The 14,754-nt window shown below is 68.5% G+C and carries 12 protein-coding genes and 1 pseudogene; 6 read left to right on the top strand and 7 right to left on the bottom strand.

Annotation, left to right across the window (positions count from 1 at the left end; genetic code table 11):
- The first annotated feature begins 71 nt into the window (after positions 1–71).
- On the top strand, positions 72–1,535 hold the full coding sequence (locus tag G7B71_RS11650) for an aldehyde dehydrogenase family protein (protein ID WP_166041059.1): 1,464 nt from the start codon (positions 72–74) through the stop codon (positions 1,533–1,535).
- Here G7B71_RS11650 and G7B71_RS11655 read toward each other — a convergent pair.
- The 4 genes from G7B71_RS11655 to G7B71_RS11670 are packed head-to-tail and all read right to left on the bottom strand — an operon-like array spanning position 1,532 to position 6,198.
- A complete protein-coding gene (locus G7B71_RS11655) occupies positions 1,532–2,524 on the bottom strand; it encodes an LLM class flavin-dependent oxidoreductase (RefSeq protein WP_166041061.1) in 993 nt (330 codons plus the stop codon). The two genes, G7B71_RS11650 and G7B71_RS11655, sit on opposite strands and share 4 nt — an antisense overlap.
- A 5-nt stretch (positions 2,525–2,529) precedes the next feature.
- Positions 2,530–4,233 (bottom strand): hypothetical protein, encoded by a 1,704-nt coding sequence (locus G7B71_RS11660; RefSeq protein WP_166041063.1) that lies wholly within the window; start codon positions 4,231–4,233, stop codon positions 2,530–2,532.
- A complete protein-coding gene (locus G7B71_RS11665; RefSeq protein ID WP_166041065.1) occupies positions 4,230–5,165 on the bottom strand; it encodes a lysylphosphatidylglycerol synthase transmembrane domain-containing protein in 936 nt (311 codons plus the stop codon). The genes G7B71_RS11660 and G7B71_RS11665 overlap by 4 nt, the downstream gene beginning before the upstream one ends.
- Positions 5,166–5,169: 4 nt before the next feature.
- On the bottom strand, positions 5,170–6,198 hold the full coding sequence (locus G7B71_RS11670; protein WP_166041067.1) for a glycosyltransferase family 2 protein: 1,029 nt from the start codon (positions 6,196–6,198) through the stop codon (positions 5,170–5,172).
- 248 nt (positions 6,199–6,446) lie between these two features.
- Here G7B71_RS11670 and G7B71_RS11675 point away from each other — a divergent pair, with 248 nt between their 5' ends.
- The 3 genes from G7B71_RS11675 to G7B71_RS11685 all read left to right on the top strand — a co-directional run bounded on the left by G7B71_RS11675 (position 6,447) and on the right by G7B71_RS11685 (position 10,598).
- Positions 6,447–7,691, top strand: coding sequence for a coenzyme F420 hydrogenase/dehydrogenase beta subunit N-terminal domain-containing protein (locus G7B71_RS11675; protein ID WP_166041069.1), 1,245 nt, complete (start codon positions 6,447–6,449; stop codon positions 7,689–7,691).
- A complete protein-coding gene (locus G7B71_RS11680; RefSeq protein ID WP_166041071.1) occupies positions 7,688–9,286 on the top strand; it encodes a hypothetical protein in 1,599 nt (532 codons plus the stop codon). The genes G7B71_RS11675 and G7B71_RS11680 overlap by 4 nt, the downstream gene beginning before the upstream one ends.
- A 94-nt stretch (positions 9,287–9,380) precedes the next feature.
- A complete protein-coding gene (locus G7B71_RS11685; protein ID WP_166041073.1) occupies positions 9,381–10,598 on the top strand; it encodes a glycosyltransferase family 1 protein in 1,218 nt (405 codons plus the stop codon).
- A 3-nt stretch (positions 10,599–10,601) separates the two neighbouring features.
- Here the strand turns inward: G7B71_RS11685 and glpX are convergent, their stop codons facing one another.
- Positions 10,602–11,630 carry a class II fructose-bisphosphatase gene (glpX, locus tag G7B71_RS11690; RefSeq protein ID WP_243406222.1) on the bottom strand — a complete coding sequence of 343 codons (1,029 nt, stop codon included), beginning with the start codon at positions 11,628–11,630 and terminating at the stop codon, positions 10,602–10,604.
- Between the two features lie 66 nt (positions 11,631–11,696).
- Entirely contained in the window at positions 11,697–13,097 is a 1,401-nt protein-coding gene (locus G7B71_RS11695; protein ID WP_166041075.1) for a Mur ligase family protein, read from the bottom strand.
- A 49-nt stretch (positions 13,098–13,146) separates the two neighbouring features.
- On the opposite strand from G7B71_RS11695, the gene G7B71_RS11700 reads away from it, so the two are divergent.
- Both G7B71_RS11700 and G7B71_RS11705 read left to right on the top strand, forming a co-directional pair.
- The gene (locus G7B71_RS11700; protein WP_166041077.1) at positions 13,147–13,965 is read left to right on the top strand and encodes an LD-carboxypeptidase; all 819 of its coding nucleotides are present in this window, start codon (positions 13,147–13,149) and stop codon (positions 13,963–13,965) included.
- 125 nt (positions 13,966–14,090) lie between these two features.
- Positions 14,091–14,345 carry an SWIB/MDM2 domain-containing protein gene (locus G7B71_RS11705; protein WP_166041079.1) on the top strand — a complete coding sequence of 85 codons (255 nt, stop codon included), beginning with the start codon at positions 14,091–14,093 and terminating at the stop codon, positions 14,343–14,345.
- Between the two features lie 74 nt (positions 14,346–14,419).
- Here the strand turns inward: G7B71_RS11705 and G7B71_RS11710 are convergent.
- Positions 14,420–14,754: pseudogene (locus G7B71_RS11710) on the bottom strand (TonB-dependent receptor); the annotation flags it as partial.

Raw genomic sequence — 14,754 nt, forward strand, 5'->3', positions numbered from 1 at the left:
ATCGGCGGCCACTGGACTCGTCACCCGCGCGGTAGCAGAGCGGCGCCGAACATCCTCAATGGAGCGGCGCCGTGAACAGCTATTTGCGTCATTATATCGACGGCCAGTGGGTCGAGAGCGAGGGCGGCCGCCGGCACGAGGTGATCAGCCCGGCGACCGAGCAGCCGGTGTCCGAGGTGGTGCTCGGAAGCGCAGCCGACGTTGACAAGGCGGTGGCCGCGGCGCGGCGGGCGTTCGAGACCTTCTCGACGACGAGCAAGGAAGAGCGGGTCGCCCTGCTCGAGCGGATCGTCGCGGAATATCAGGCGCGGATGCCGCAGATGGCGCGGGCGATCAGCGAGGAGATGGGCGCTCCGATCTCGATGGCGAGCACGGCGCAGGTTGGCGCGGGGCTCGGCCACCTCGTCACCGGAATCGCGGCGCTGAGGGACTTCGAGTTCGAGGAGAAGGTCGGGCCGAACATGGTGCTTCGCGAGCCGATCGGCGTCGTGGCGCTGATCACGCCGTGGAACTGGCCGCTCAATCAGATCACTGCCAAGCTCGCGCCGGCGCTCGCCGCCGGCAACACCGTGGTGCTGAAGCCGTCCGAGCAGACTCCGGGCTGCGCCGCGATTTTCGCCGAGGCGGTACATGCCGCCGGTGTCCCGGCGGGCGTGTTCAACCTGGTGCAGGGCGACGGGCCGGGCGTCGGCACCGCGCTGGCGAAGCATCCGGACGTCGACATGGTGAGCTTCACCGGCTCGACCCGCGCCGGGATCCTCGTCGCCAAGAATGCCGCCGACACGGTCAAGCGGGTCCACCAGGAGCTTGGCGGCAAGTCGGCCAACATCATCCTGCCGGGCACACCGCTCGACAAGGCGCTGAAAGGCGCCGCTCTGCGCCTGCTGATGAATTCGGGCCAGAGCTGCATCGCGCCGATGCGCCTGCTCGTCCACCGCAGCCAGTATGACGAGGCGGTCGCCTGGCTTCGCGCCTTCTTCGAGAAGGCAGCGGTCGACGAGCCGCTCAAGGAAGGCCAGCATATCGGCCCGGTCGTGAACCGGCCGCAATATGAGAAGATCCAGGGCCTGATCGCCAAGGGCATCGAGGAAGGCGCCGAGCTGGTCGCCGGCGGCCCCGGCCGGGCCGAGGGCAAGGATTCCGGCTATTACGTCAAGCCGACCCTGTTCGCGGGCGTCACCAACGACATGACCATCGCCCGCGAGGAGATATTCGGGCCGGTGCTCGGGGTGCTGGTCTACGACAGTGTCGAGGAGGCGATCCGGATCGCCAACGACACCGTCTACGGCCTCGCCGCCTACGTGATGGGCGATCCGGCGCAGGCGCGCGACGTGGTGCGCAAGCTTCGCGCCGGAAGCGTGTTCGTGAACTCGGCCAATCTCGACCCGAACATCCCGTTCGGCGGCTACAAGCAGTCCGGCAACGGGCGCGAGTTCGGCAAATATGGGATCGAGGAGTTCACCGAGCTCAAGGGCATCATCGGCGCGCTGCCGGAGGGGGCGGTGCCGGACATTCCGGCAGAGGCGGCTGCCTAGGCAGGAACCGGAGCGAAGGACTCCGCAAGCAGGCGGTAGGATTTCAGCCGGGCCTGATGGTCGTAGATCTGGCTGGTGATCATCAGTTCGTCGGCCCCGGTGCGGGCGACGAACTCCTCGATTTGGCGGCGCACGCTGTCGGGATTTCCGATCGCCGAGCAGGACAGGACGTTGTCGATCATCGCGCGCTCCCCCGGCCCCAAGGTGTCGAGATAGCCGGCGACCGGCGGCTTGAGCTTGCCGGGATTGCCGGTGCGCAGGGCGACAAAGGCCTGCTGCATCGAGGTGGCGAGAAGCTCGGCCTCCTCGTCGCTGTCGGCGGCGAAGACGTTGTAGCCGAGCATGACATAGGGCTCGGCGAGCTGCGCCGAGGGCTGGAAGGTCGAACGGTAGACCTGGATCGCCTGCATCATCGCGTCGGGCGCAAAGTGGGAGGCGAAGGCGTAGGGCAGGCCGAGCATCGCCGCGAGCTGCGCGCCGAACAGGCTCGATCCCAAAATCCAGATCGGCACGTCGAGGCCTTCGCCCGGGACGGCGCGGACTCGGCGCGGCTCGGACGGGTGGAAATAGTCCATCAGCTCGACGACGTCGTTGGGGAACTGGTTGGCGTCGGTGGCGAGGTTGCGGCGCAAGGCGCGGGCTGCGGCCTGGTCGGTGCCTGGCGCGCGGCCGAGACCGAGGTCGACGCGGCCGGGATGGAGCGCGGCGAGCGTGCCGAACTGCTCGGCGACCTGGAGCGGCGACCAGTTGGGCAGCATGATCCCGCCGGCGCCGATGCGGATCGTCGACGTGCCTTCGGCGACATAGGCGAGGCAGACCGCGGTCGCAGCGCTGGCGACGCCCGGCATCGAATGATGCTCGGCCATCCAGAAGCGGTTGTAGCCGTGCGCCTCGGCGTGGCCGGCGAGATCGCGCGAATTGCGGAGGGCGGTCCCGACATCGCTTCCCTCGGGAACCGGCGCGAGATCGAGGACGGAGAAGGGGACCATCGCCGCTATATGGGGTTGCGGCTCCCGGTTACGAGGCAGCGCGCGTCGAGAAGCACCAATTCGCCGCGGTGCAGGGTGCAGCCGGCGGCGCGCTGCTGGAGGACAGACGGCTGGCGGGCGAGCATCGCGCGGGCCTCTCCGACCGCGCGGGGAACGACGGTGGCCCAGCGGTCCGGAAGCTCGCCGCTCTCCACGAGCGTGCGGTCGACGGCGATCACATCGACGCGGAAACGGCTGACATAATCGGCGAGAACGGCCGGGTCCGGCGCCGAGACTGCGGCGAGGCTCACCTCAAGCCTCTGCTGAAGCGGGCCGAAATAGCCGGTGTGATACGGAATCGAATGCTCGATCGTGGCGAGCGCCTCGCGGCCGGTCAGCGCGGGGATGAAGTCGAGCTGGTCGCTGACCCCGCCGATCATCGTGCCTTGAGGCATCGCGGCGACGCGCCGGATGGCGTCCGGATCGCTCGGGCGGTTGAAGCCGGGAAGGGGCGTCGCGAAGGCGGCGAGCAGGAACAAGCCGGTGAGGCCGCCGACGATGGCGAGGCCCTTGCGCCGGCCCTCGCCCGCCCAGCGGTCCAGCAGCAGGCCGAGCATCTGGCCGATGGCGAGGAATTCGAGAATCGACAGCGTGCGCTGGGTGAAGCGGCTCGGCAGGTGAAGGCTGAACGCGACGGCGAGCGCGGCGAGGAACCAGGCGACGCCGGCAAGGATCGCCCAGACATAGACGAGGTCGCCAGGCTCCTCGTCGGGCTGGTAGCGGGTGCGGCGCACCGCGTCCCAGGCAAGGAGCAACATCGGCAACAGCAGCAGGATGTTGGGGACGACCGCCCAGCGGGTCGACCAGCAGGGCACGATCTCGGGAAGGACGCCCATCCGCGCCGAGCAGAGATAGTCGATGTCGCCGTCGAGGCCGACGATGGTGCTCCGGCCCTCGGGCGTGCCGAGGTTGGGCATGGCGAGAGCCTCGCTGACGGTGAGCGAGGGCTCCCAACGGTCGGCGGAATCGGCGAGCGGAAGCGCGGCGAGCACGACCGCGCCGGCGGCGAGGCCGCCGAGCAGCCAGGACCTGAGGTCGAAATCGATCCGGAACGGGCGCCAACCGATGCGCGACAGGCCGATCATGGTGACCCCGACGATGGCGGTGCTCGGATAGAGTAGGCCGAGCACGAACAAAGCCGGGATCATCGTCCAGGCGCGACCCCGCAGCAGGCCGTCGAGAAAGACGAGGAACAGCGGCGTCGAGAAGGCGCGCGGGGTGGCGCTGTAGATCGAATCCTCGTGGATCACGAAGCCGATGACGAAGGCGGCGGCGACGAAGGCGGCGAGCGGGCGCTTCGTCATGAGCATCGCGACCCGCCACGCCATCCAGGCGGAGAGTGCGAGAAGGGCGAGCGGCAGGAGGCGCGCGAAGACGGTCGGCGTGAGGCCGACTGCCTCGGCGGCGCCGTAGATGGCGCGGTAGAAGGGCGGGCAGACCGACTGCCAATAATCGGCGATGAGGTCGCCCTGCATCGCCGCGGAATCGCCGAGACGGCTCATCCAGGCGAGGAACTGGCGGGCGTCGTCCTGGATCGTGAAGGGGGCGTAGGTCAGCGTGCCCGGCTCGAAGAAGGCGAGGTAGGTGTAGATGAGCGCGGTGACCGCGGTGAGGGCGTAGAGCAGGTTCCGCGAGGACCGCTCGTCGGAGAGCTGGAACATCGTCGTCATGCGCCTTGCTTGCCCTTGCGGTCGAGATAGTCGCCCATGAAGGGGAGGCCGGCGAGGGCGGGGAGGAGGTAGCGCAAGGTGGCGAGAACGCCGAGCACCGCGGCCTGCCCTGGCGACAGGAACTCGCGGTAGAGGAACAGGATGGCGGCGTCGCGCGTGCCGATGCCGGCCATGGTGAAGGGGAGAAGGCCGGCGAGGATCGCCAGCGTCGCGAACGCCATGTTGTCGACGAACGGCACCGGCGAGAGCGCCTGGGCGAACAGCCAGAATTGGGCGAGGTGACCGCCCCAGATGGCGAGCGACACCGCGACCACCTTGAGCGCGCGCGCGGGCTCGGCCCACAGCCATTGCGTACCGGCCTGCCACTCGTCGGCGAAGCCGGCGATCCAGGTGCCGGTCTTGCCTGGCGCCCAGCGGCCGATCAGGGCGATCGTTCGCGACGCGAGCTTACCTGGCGAGAGCAGGACGACCAGCATCGTGAGCAAAGCGGCGGTGCCGAGGGCGGCGAGCAGGTAAAGCGGCTCGCCGAAGCCGACCCAGAGCAGGGCGAGAACGCCCCAGAAGAGCAGGGCGGCCATGTCGAGCGAACGCTCCATGACGACCAGCGCGACGGCGAGCTTTGTGCCGAAGCCGTGGCGGCCGGTCAGAACGACGCCCTTGGCGACGTCGCCCATCTTGGACGGGAGGACGAGGTTGAGCGTCGAGGCGCCGAGGATCAGCCGGGTCGCCGCGCCGAGGCTGAGCGGCGCGCGCGACAGCATGCGCAGGCGCTGCGCCGTCACCATGGTCAGCGGGATCACGGTCGCGAGGCCGGCCGCGAGCCACCAGGGATTAGCGGCGGCGACGGCGGCGAGGATCGCGTCGACATTGACCTGCCACCAGATGATGGCGAGCAGGACGAGGCTGACCAGCAGCCCGATCGCTTTCTTCATGAGGCTAACGTGGCGGGCCGCCCATGATGCGGCCCGGCGGCGCGACGTCGGGGTGCGCGGCGCCCCTCTCGCGCAGCAGCCGCGCCGCAGTGTCGCGTTCGGCGCGGTCCTGGCGGTGCATATACTGGATGTCCTGGAGCAGTCGGCGGTTGATCGCGAACAGCTCCCCCAAAAGGCCGGCGACCCAGAACAGCAGGGCGGTGATCAGAAGCACCGCGGCGGCGACCAGGCTCGGCACGTGCGCCCGGTCCGTGCCGCCGAAATAGAGGATCAGCCAGCGCAGCATCAGCGCCGCTCCGAACAAGGCCAGCGGCAGCCCGAGGAGGAAGAAGGTCTTGCCCGGCTTGTAGACGAAGAAGGCCTTGAGGATCGACGAGATCGAGCGGCGGACATAGTCGCGGATCGACTTGACCAGCCGCGACGGCCGAGTCTCGCCATTCACCCGGATCGGCACCGAGACGATGCGGAAGTCGGAAAGCCCCGCCTGGATGATCGATTCCAGCGTGTAGGTGTAGCTGTCGAAGACGTTGATGCGCAGCGCGACGTCGCGGTGGAGGGCGCGGAAACCGCTCGGAGCGTCGGCGACGTCGGTCCGCGACACGATCTGGACGACGCGGCTGCCGAGGCGCTGCAGGAAGCGCTTGGTGCGGCTGAAATGCTCGATGTCGGGGATCGGGCGGGCGCCGATCACATATTGCGCCTCGCGGTCGAGGATCGGCTGGATCAGCTTGGGGATGTCGTCGGCGTTATACTGGTTGTCGGCGTCGGTGTTGACGATGATGTCCGCGCCTTCCGCGAGGCCGCGGTGGAGGCCGGCCATGAAGCCATGGGCGAGGCCCATGTTCACCGGCAGGTCGACGATATGATCGACTCCGTGCGCCTTGGCGACCTCGACGGTGCGGTCCTTGCTGCCGTCGTTGATGATCAGCCACTCGACCACGTCGACGCCCGGCACCTCGCGCGGAAGGCAGGCGAGCGCCTCGGGGAGCGACTCCTCCTCATTGTAGCAGGGGATCTGGATGATGAGCTTCACGGGAGGAAAGTTCGCTTGCGAGGTTGAGAATTGTGCGCGAGCTATCGCCCGCCGCGCGCCGCTGTCCAATCAAAAAGTTGCCGGGAGGGGCGGCGCCGCTCTAGAGGCGCCCGCAGCCAGGGAGTCCCGCCATTTCCATTGAGGTTCAAGACAGGGTCGCCGAGCGGCTTGAGCGCAAGGTCGTTCGGCCGGGCATCTGCGTCGGCTGCGGCGCCTGCGTCGCGCTCGACCGGACCGGAGCCTCGCGCATGGAGCGGACTCCGCGCGGGCCCCAGCCCGTCTTTGCGCCGGGCGCTGACCTGCCCGAGCTCGCCTGGGAGGCGTGCCCCGGCAAGGGCGTCGACTATCCCAAGCTCTACATCGACCATTATGGCCGGCTTCCGGACAGCTGGCTGGTCGGCAACATCGTCGCGACCCGCACCGGCCATGCCGCCGATCCGGCGATCCGCGCCGTCGGCGCGTCGGGCGGGGTCACCACCGCGGTGCTCATCCACCTGCTCGAGAGCGGCCGAATCGACGGCGCGATCGTCGTTCGCCAGGGCGTGCCGGCGCCGCTCGACGCGAGCGCGGTGATCGCGACCAGCCGCGACGAGATCATCGCCGCCGCGCAGTCGGTCTACATTCCGGTTTCGGTGCTCGACATCCTGCCGCGGCTTGAGCCGGGCAAGCGCTATGCCGTGACGCTGGTGCCGGAGCAGGCGGCGGCACTTCGGCGGCTGCAGGCGTCGGGCCATCCAAAGGCTCAGCAGATCGAGTTCGTGCTCGGGCCCTATACCGGCACCGCGCTCTACCCGGCGGCGATCGACAATTTCCTTCGCTCGCACGGGGTGAGGAAGGACGACCCAGTCACCAGCCTCGAATGGCGCGCCGGCGAGTGGCCGGGCTATCTCGAGATCCGCACCAAGAGCGGCAAGGTGCTTCGCTCGAAGAAGGTCTATTACAACTTCCTCATTCCCTTCTTCGTCACCCGGGCGAGCCTGCAGAGCATGGATTTCGCCAACGAGTTTTGCGACCTGTCGGTAGGCGACGCCTGGTCGCCGAAGTTCGAGGCGGAAGGCGGCGGCCATTCGGTGGTGGTCACCCGAAGCGCGAAGATGGAGGCGGTGATCGCCGAGATGGTGGCGGCCGGTCAGCTTGCGCTGGAGCCCGAGGACAACCTCAAGGCGACCGAGATGCACGGCCACATGATCGACTTCAAGAAACGCGGCGGCCACATCCGCAATACGTGGCGCCGCCGCTGGGGCCGTGCCGCGCCCGATTACGGCATGCGTCCGTCGCATGTGCCGGCCTCGCGCAAGGCGGTGGAGCTCGCCATTTCCGGCCTGTTCGTCGTCGGCGGCACCGGCCTCGCGCGCGGCGTGCTGCGCATGATCCCGGAGAAGGTCATCGGTCCGGTGTTCAACAAGATGCGCCTGTCGTGGAAGAATCTGAGCAAGCCGACCAAGCGCAAGGGCCTGGCCGACTTCAAGATGATCGTCGACGAGCGCGAGTGACGGGTCTCGACCTCCACGCGCCGCTGGAGCGCCTTGCCCGCAGCTGGGCGCCGCGCATCCTGACGCAGCTGTGCCGCGACGCGACCTCGCCGCTCTATGGCTGCGCCGACCGCAACTGGTGGCACTACAAGATCCGCGACTTCCCCTCGATCATCCTCCAGCAGGCGGGCTACGCGATGCACCTCGCCGGGCAGCATCCGGCGTGGAGCGCGGACAAGGTGGCGCTGGACGCTGTCGCGGCGGCGAGCGCACGCTTCTGGAACGAGCGGGCGAAGAAGCATTACGCGTTCGAGGAATATTATCCTTGGGAGCAGGGTTACCCGCCGCTCGCTTTCTCGACGCTGGCGATGGCCAAGCTCGCCGCGGCCGGCGTGGTGCCTGTCGAAGAGATCCGCCCAGGCCTTCTCGTCGCGGCGCGGCAGCTGCGCACGCGGGTGGAAGAGAAGGCAGGCAACCAGCAGGTCGCCGGCCTCGCAGCCTTGGCGTGGATCGACAAGGTCCTGCCCGGCGACGCCGATCCCGCCGCATTCGCTCGTCAGAAGGCGGCGACGCTCGCGCTGCAGCATGAGGAGGGCTGGTATTGGGAATATGACGGCCCGGACCTCGGCTATCTCGCCGTCACCATCGACTGCCTGTGGGACCTCTACGACGCCACCGGCGACCAGGATTTTCGCGCCAGCATCGCCAGCGCGCTGAGCTTCACCGCCCAGTTCGTGGCCGCCTCGCCGCGCGGCATCGGCCAGCACAACAGCCGCAACACCGATTACCTCGTGCCCTACGGCATCGTCCGCTCGGCGCTGGAAGGCGAGGGGGCCGAGAAGCGCGATGCGGCTCTGATCGCGGTCACCGCATTCGCGAACGCCGACCGGCCCGACCATTTCTTCGCCGCGGTCGATGACCGTTACATCTGCCACTATATCGGCCAGTCGGTGTTCCGCTCGCTCCTTCTGCTGCGCGATCGCCCGCTCGACAGCCTGCCGTCCGCGCCGCCCAAGCCGCGCCTGATCCCGGGCAGCGGCCATTATCTCGAGCCGGGCCTGGTCGTGTCGTGCCGTAAGGGCGGCATCCTCACCGTCACTCGGGGCGAGGCGGAAGCGAGCGACTTCGGCTGGATCGTCGAGCGCGGCGCCAAGCAATATGTCAGCCATTGGTGGAGCGACGCCTGGCGCTTCACGCAAGATGCAGGGGGGATCGTCGTCGAAGGCGAGATGTTCCCGCACAAGGAGCGCCTGTCGACGCCGCCCAAGCATATCGTGCTGCGCATGCTGAGCTTCGTTCTCGGCCGCCGTCTCACCGCGCTCCTCAAGCGCGTGCTGATCTTCAAGCGCGGCGGCACCGGCCTCGGCTTCACGCGGCGCATCTCGTGGGATGCTGAGGGCGTGGAGATCGACGACCGGATCACCGGCCTTCAGCCGTCCGACCGTCTCGTCCGCGCCCCGCGTGCGTCCAAGCGTCACGTCGCCAGCGCCGACAGCTTCCACCGGCAAGATCTCGCGCTCGACCGCGGCTTCGTCCGCGAGGAGGAGCGCAGCGAGGCCGGCGGCGAGGTCCGCATCGTCACGCGCCTCCGCCGAGGCGTTGCTTCAAGCCGCTAAGCCGCCATTTTTCTGCCGCGTGCGTCGCCTACATGAAGGGGAACGTTGCTTTGACCCTGCCGTTGGCAGGTGCGGCGCAGGAGGCGTCGGACGAATGAAAGAGGCGAAAGGGAAAGCGGCGGGGCTCCGCATCGCGCTGTTTTCCGGCAATTACAACATCACCCGCGACGGCGCCAATAAGGCGCTGAACCGCCTCGTGCGCTACCTGATCGACAATGGCGCGCAGGTCCGCGTCTATTCGCCGACCGTGAAGGATGCCGCGTTCGAGCCGGCGGGCGAGCTGGTGTCGGTGCCGTCCTTCCCGATCCCGTTCCGTCCGGAATACCGCCTGTCGACCGGTCTTCCGAAGCGCGTCCGCGACGATATTCGCGCCTTCAACCCGAACCTGTTTCACCTCTCCGCGCCCGACATGCTCGGCCACAAGGCGCAGAGCTTCGCGCGCGAGCTCGGGGTGCCGGTCGTCGCCAGCCTCCACACGCTGTTCCAGACCTATCTCGATTATTATTATCTCGGTTTTATGCGGCCGGCGATGGAGCGCGGCCTCAACCGCTATTACGGCCGCTGCGACTGGGTGCTGGTGCCCAACGATCCCCTCGCCCGCGAACTGCAGCGCGACGCCGGGCTCGAGGATCATGTCCGGATCTGGAGCCGCGGCGTCGACCATGAAAAGTGGCACCCCGGCCGTCGCGACATGGCCTGGCGCCGCTCCCAGGGTTTTGCGGATGACGAGACCGTGGTTCTGTTCTTCGGCCGCGTGGTGAAGGAGAAGGGTCTCGACATCTTCGAGGCCACTGTCACCGAGCTTCGCGAGCGCGGCCACAAGGTCCGGCCCCTGATCGTCGGCTCCGGGCCGGCCGAGGACGACCTCGCCAAGAGCATCGGCGAGGCGGTGTTCACCGGTCATGTCGAGGGCGACGCGCTGTTCCGCGCCGTCGCCAGCGCCGACATCCTCGTCAATCCGAGCACCACCGAGGCGTTCGGCAACGTCAACCTCGAGGCGATGGCCTGCGGTCTCGCCGTGGTCAGCGCGATCGCTCCGGCCGCCGAGGCGATGATCGAACATGGCCGCACCGGCCTGCTCGTGCCGCCGCGCGACGTCGGCGCCTGGGCGGATGCGGTCGAGGGGTTGATCTGCGATCCGTCGCGGCGGATCGCGCTCGGCCGCGCCGCTCACGAGGAATCGCAGTCCTACCGCTGGTCGTGCATCCTCGACCGGGTGATCGACACCTATCGGGTGGCGATCGAGGCCGGTCCCCGCGCCGGCGGCCGCCGCCCGGTCAGCCGCCGGTTCAGGAAGCCCGCTACCGCCTAGAGCTTAATCGCAGTGGAGGCCGGGTTCCTTGCGGTGCTCGCCCCTCACCCAGCGCACCGTGCCGGTCGAGGCGCGCATCACCACGCTCTCGGTGGTGACACAGCCGCGGCGGCGCTTGACGCCTTCCAGCAGGCTGCCGTCGGTGACTCCGGTCGCGGCGAAGATCACGTCGCCCTTGGCGAGATCGTTGAGATGGTAGATGCGGTCGAGGTCCTCGACGCCCCAGCGGTCGGCGCGGGCGCGCTCGTCGTCGTTGCGGAACACCAGCCGGCCCTGGAACTGGCCGCCGACGCAGCGCAGCGCCGCCGCGGCAAGAACGCCCTCCGGCGCGCCGCCCTGACCCATATAGACGTCGACGCTGGTGTCCGGATCGGTGACCGCGATCACCCCGGCGACGTCGCCGTCGGGGATGAGCTGGATGCCGCAGCCGAGCGACCGCAGCTCGGCGATCAGATCGGCATGGCGCGGCCGGTCGAGCACGCAGGCGATGATCTCGTTGGGCTGAACGCCCTTGGCGGCGGCGATGGCGCGGATGTTGTCGGTCACCGACTTGCCGAGGTCGATCGTGCCTTCGGGATAGCCCGGGCCGATCGCCAGCTTGTCCATGTAGACGTCGGGCGCGTTCAAGAGGCAGCCCTGCTCGGCGATGGCGAGCACCGCGAGCGCGTTCGGCCCCGCCTTGGCGGTGATGGTGGTGCCCTCCAGCGGATCGAGCGCGATGTCGATGCGCGCCGCGTTCGGATTGTCGCGGCCGGCGCCGACACGCTCGCCGATGAACAGCATCGGCGCCTCGTCGCGCTCGCCTTCGCCGATCACCACGGTGCCGTCGAAGTCGAGCTGGTTGAGCGCCTCGCGCATCGCCTCGACCGCGGCATGGTCGGCGGCCTTCTCGTCGCCGCGGCCGATCAGGTGCGAGGCGGCAACGGCGGCGGCCTCGGTCACGCGCACCATTTCCAGCACAAGCACGCGGTCGAGCGCGTTGCTGGCCGTGGTCCCCGTCGCGGCGCGCGCCGCCTGCATCGTGTCAGTCATAAGGCTCCCGTTCGTGTCTTTGCGCCGGCGATAGGCCAGCCCTGTTTCGGAGTCGAGCAACCGGAGTCACGCCAGGCGGTCGACGAGATCCTGAGCGAACAGGCTTAGCGTGTCGTCGCGCGCGCCCATGACGATGATGCGGTCGCCCGGGCGGGCGAGCTCGGCGAGCCGCGCCCCGGCGGCCTCGCGCTGCGCGACATGCTCGGCATTGCGGCCGCGCGCCTTGACGCCCTCGACGATGGTCTCGCTGCCGACCGATCGGTCGGTGGTGCCGCCATGATAGACCGGGTCGGGCATGATCAGGATGTCGTCGCCGCCGAGCTCGTCGGCGAAGGTGTCGACCAGCTCCTTTCCCATTGTCCGGAGCGGGCCGTAGCCGTGCGGCTGGAAGAAGATCAGCAGCCGGCCGGGAAAGGCGTGGAGCGTGCGCAGGGTCGCGGCGATCTTGTCGGGATTGTGCCCGAAATCGTCGATCACGGTGACTCCGCCCGCTTCGCCGACTTTCTCGAAGCGGCGGCGAAGCCCGGTGAAGCCGCCCATCGCCTGGCACGCCTCGGCCAGCTGCACCCCGGCGGCGGCGGCCGCTGCGATCGCGGCGAGCGCGTTGGCGGCGTTGTGGCGGCCGGGGACCTGGAGGTGGAGCGGCGCGCTCTCGCCGGTGCGGCGGTCGGTCACGGTGAGCGCGAGTCCGAACGGCTCCTCGGTAAGTCCCGAGCCGCTGATGTGGGATTCGGCGCCGTTGAGGCTGTAGGTGACGAGCTTCTCGGCCGGCAGCGCCGCCGCGAGCAGGCGGACCTCGTCGTCGTCGAGATTGAGCACGACCGTCTCGGCCTTGGCGGCGAAATCGCCGAACAGGTGCCTCAGCTCCTCCAGCGATTTGTGGTCCAGCGTCACGTTGTTCAGCACCGCGACCCGGGGATGATAGAGGACGATCGTGCCGTCGCTCTCGTCGACCTCGCTGACGAAGTCGGGACCGCGGCCGACCAGCGCGCTTGCGAAGGGTTGCTCGGGCGACACGAAATTCTTCATGATCGCGCCGTTCATGACGGTCGGATCGCGGCCGACGGCATGGAGGATCCAGCCGATCATGCCGGTGACGGTCGACTTGCCCGAGGTGCCGCCGACGGCGATGCCGGTCTCGGCCTCGTTGAACAGCTTGGCGAGCAATTCGGCACGGCCGAGCCGCTCGGCCCCGACCTCGCGCGCCCTGATCACGTCGGGGACGCTGTCCTCGACAGCGGCGGAGGCGATGAGGATCTGGTCGGAGCCGGTGATCCCGGACCCGTCCTGCGGAAAGAGCGGAATGCCGCGCGCACGCAACGACTCGAACTTCGCCGCGAGCTTGCCCTGGTCGAGCGTGCGGTCGGAGCCGGCGACCGTGCCGCCGCGGCCCTGAACGATCAGCGCCAGCGGCATCATGCCGCTGCCGCCGATCCCGCAGAAGAAATAGCGTTTGTCGAGGTTCATCGCGCCGCCCTATTGGCAGAGGCGAGGAACTTCAAACGGGAACCGGTGAATGCGGATCGGCGTCGTCGCGCCCAGCGGGCGTTTCGTCCGGGACAGCGCGCAAAGGGTGGCGGCGATCGCGGCCGCGGCCTTCCCCGACGTGGAGCTGGTCTTCCATCCGCAATGCTTCCGCGAGGACAACCACTTCGCCGGGACCGACGCCGAGCGTCTGGCGGCGTTCGTCGAGACGGCGAACGACCCGGCGTTCGCCGCGATCTGGTTCGCGCGCGGCGGCTACGGCGCGTGCCGGATCGCCGAGGATGCGGTGGCGGCGCTTGGCGCTGCGGCGCGCGACAAGGCCTATCTTGGCTATAGCGACAGCGGCTGCCTGCTCGCCGCGCTCTACAAGGCGGGATTTCCGCACGTGGCACATGGCCCTCTCGTTCACGACGTTGCGCGGGAAGGTGGCGCCGCACCGGTGTCTCGGGCGCTCGCCTGGCTGGCCGAGCGGTCGCCGGACTCGCTCGAGCCCGGGTTGGAGCGCGGCACGGCCTATGCGGCGTTCAACCTCACCGTGCTCGGGCTGCTGACCGGGACCGCGCTCGAGCCGGACCTTGGCGGCCATGTGCTTCTGGTCGAGGACGTGTCGGAACACGCCTATCGCACCGATCGCGCACTGTTCCATATCACCTCCCAGCCGCAGCTTCGCCGCCTCGCCGGGATCCGCCTCGGACGGGTAACCGACATTCCGGAAAACGACCCAGATTTCGGCGTCACCAGCGAGGGCATCGCGCGCTACTGGTGCGAGCGCTCCGGCATTCCCTATCTCGGCCGGGCCGATATCGGTCACGATGTGGACAACAAAGTGGTGCCGTTCGGCGTGTTCTGAAGGACACACTTTCCCATGGGAGCCCTCAGAGACGGCCTCTGTTCACCACGCTGTGACGCACTCCACTTGCAAACTGATTTGTATTGGTTCTAATCGAGCGCACAGGTTCACAGGAGGGAATGTAAATGGCGAATGCGCAACAGAGCGGTCTGCAGCGGCCGGTCACGCCGTCTAAGGATCTTGCCGAGATCACCGGGAGCGCGCCGCTGCCGCGCAGCCAGATGGTCAAGAAGGTGTGGGATCACATCAAGGCGAACAATCTGCAGAACCCGCAGAACAAGCGCGAGATCCTGGCCGACGACAAGCTGAAGAAGATCTTCGGCAAGGACAAGGTGTCGATGTTCGAGATGAACAAGCACCTGTCCAAGCACGTCAGCTAAGACAAGCTACCCTTTTCAAGGGCATCCGCCCGTCCGGGACCTCCCGGGCGGGCGGATTTCTTTTGGGGCTAAGCTCAGCCGCGGATGCGCAGGCCCAACCATAAGGTTCGCGGCGTCGCGCGTTCGATCGTCCCGTCGGAGCCGATTGCCGCCTCGACCCGCGCGTCAGTCACATTCTCGCCGCGCGCTTCGAGCGCCAGGCCGCGCGACACCGGCCACAGCAAAACGGCATCAAGAGTGACGGCGTCATCCAGCGCCTGGCGGTTGCGGTCGTCCTCGAACTGCGAATCGACATAACGGGCGCTGAGCGAGGCGCGGGCGCCGTCGCGCGGCGTCCAGGCGACGGTGGCGGCGGCGCTGTGGCGCGGGGTCTGGGCGGGCCTCAGGCCGTCGAGCGGCGCGGCGGGGC

The sequence above is a fragment of the Sphingosinicella sp. YJ22 genome (assembly GCF_011320075.1).
GTDB lineage: Bacteria > Pseudomonadota > Alphaproteobacteria > Sphingomonadales > Sphingomonadaceae > Allosphingosinicella.

What these genes read in the sequence shown, in the direction of transcription:
- G7B71_RS11655 (WP_166041061.1), bottom strand. Translation starts at nt 2,524, where the DNA reads ATGGTCCCCTTCTCCGTCCTCGATCTCGCGCCGGTTCCCGAGGGAAGC.
- G7B71_RS11660 (WP_166041063.1), bottom strand. Translation starts at nt 4,233, where the DNA reads ATGACGACGATGTTCCAGCTCTCCGACGAGCGGTCCTCGCGGAACCTG.
- G7B71_RS11665 (WP_166041065.1), bottom strand. Translation starts at nt 5,165, where the DNA reads ATGAAGAAAGCGATCGGGCTGCTGGTCAGCCTCGTCCTGCTCGCCATC.
- G7B71_RS11675 (WP_166041069.1), top strand. Translation starts at nt 6,447, where the DNA reads ATGGAGCGGACTCCGCGCGGGCCCCAGCCCGTCTTTGCGCCGGGCGCT.
- G7B71_RS11685 (WP_166041073.1), top strand. Translation starts at nt 9,381, where the DNA reads ATGAAAGAGGCGAAAGGGAAAGCGGCGGGGCTCCGCATCGCGCTGTTT.
- glpX (WP_243406222.1), bottom strand. Translation starts at nt 11,630, where the DNA reads ATGACTGACACGATGCAGGCGGCGCGCGCCGCGACGGGGACCACGGCC.
- G7B71_RS11695 (WP_166041075.1), bottom strand. Translation starts at nt 13,097, where the DNA reads ATGAACCTCGACAAACGCTATTTCTTCTGCGGGATCGGCGGCAGCGGC.
- G7B71_RS11700 (WP_166041077.1), top strand. Translation starts at nt 13,147, where the DNA reads ATGCGGATCGGCGTCGTCGCGCCCAGCGGGCGTTTCGTCCGGGACAGC.
- G7B71_RS11705 (WP_166041079.1), top strand. Translation starts at nt 14,091, where the DNA reads ATGGCGAATGCGCAACAGAGCGGTCTGCAGCGGCCGGTCACGCCGTCT.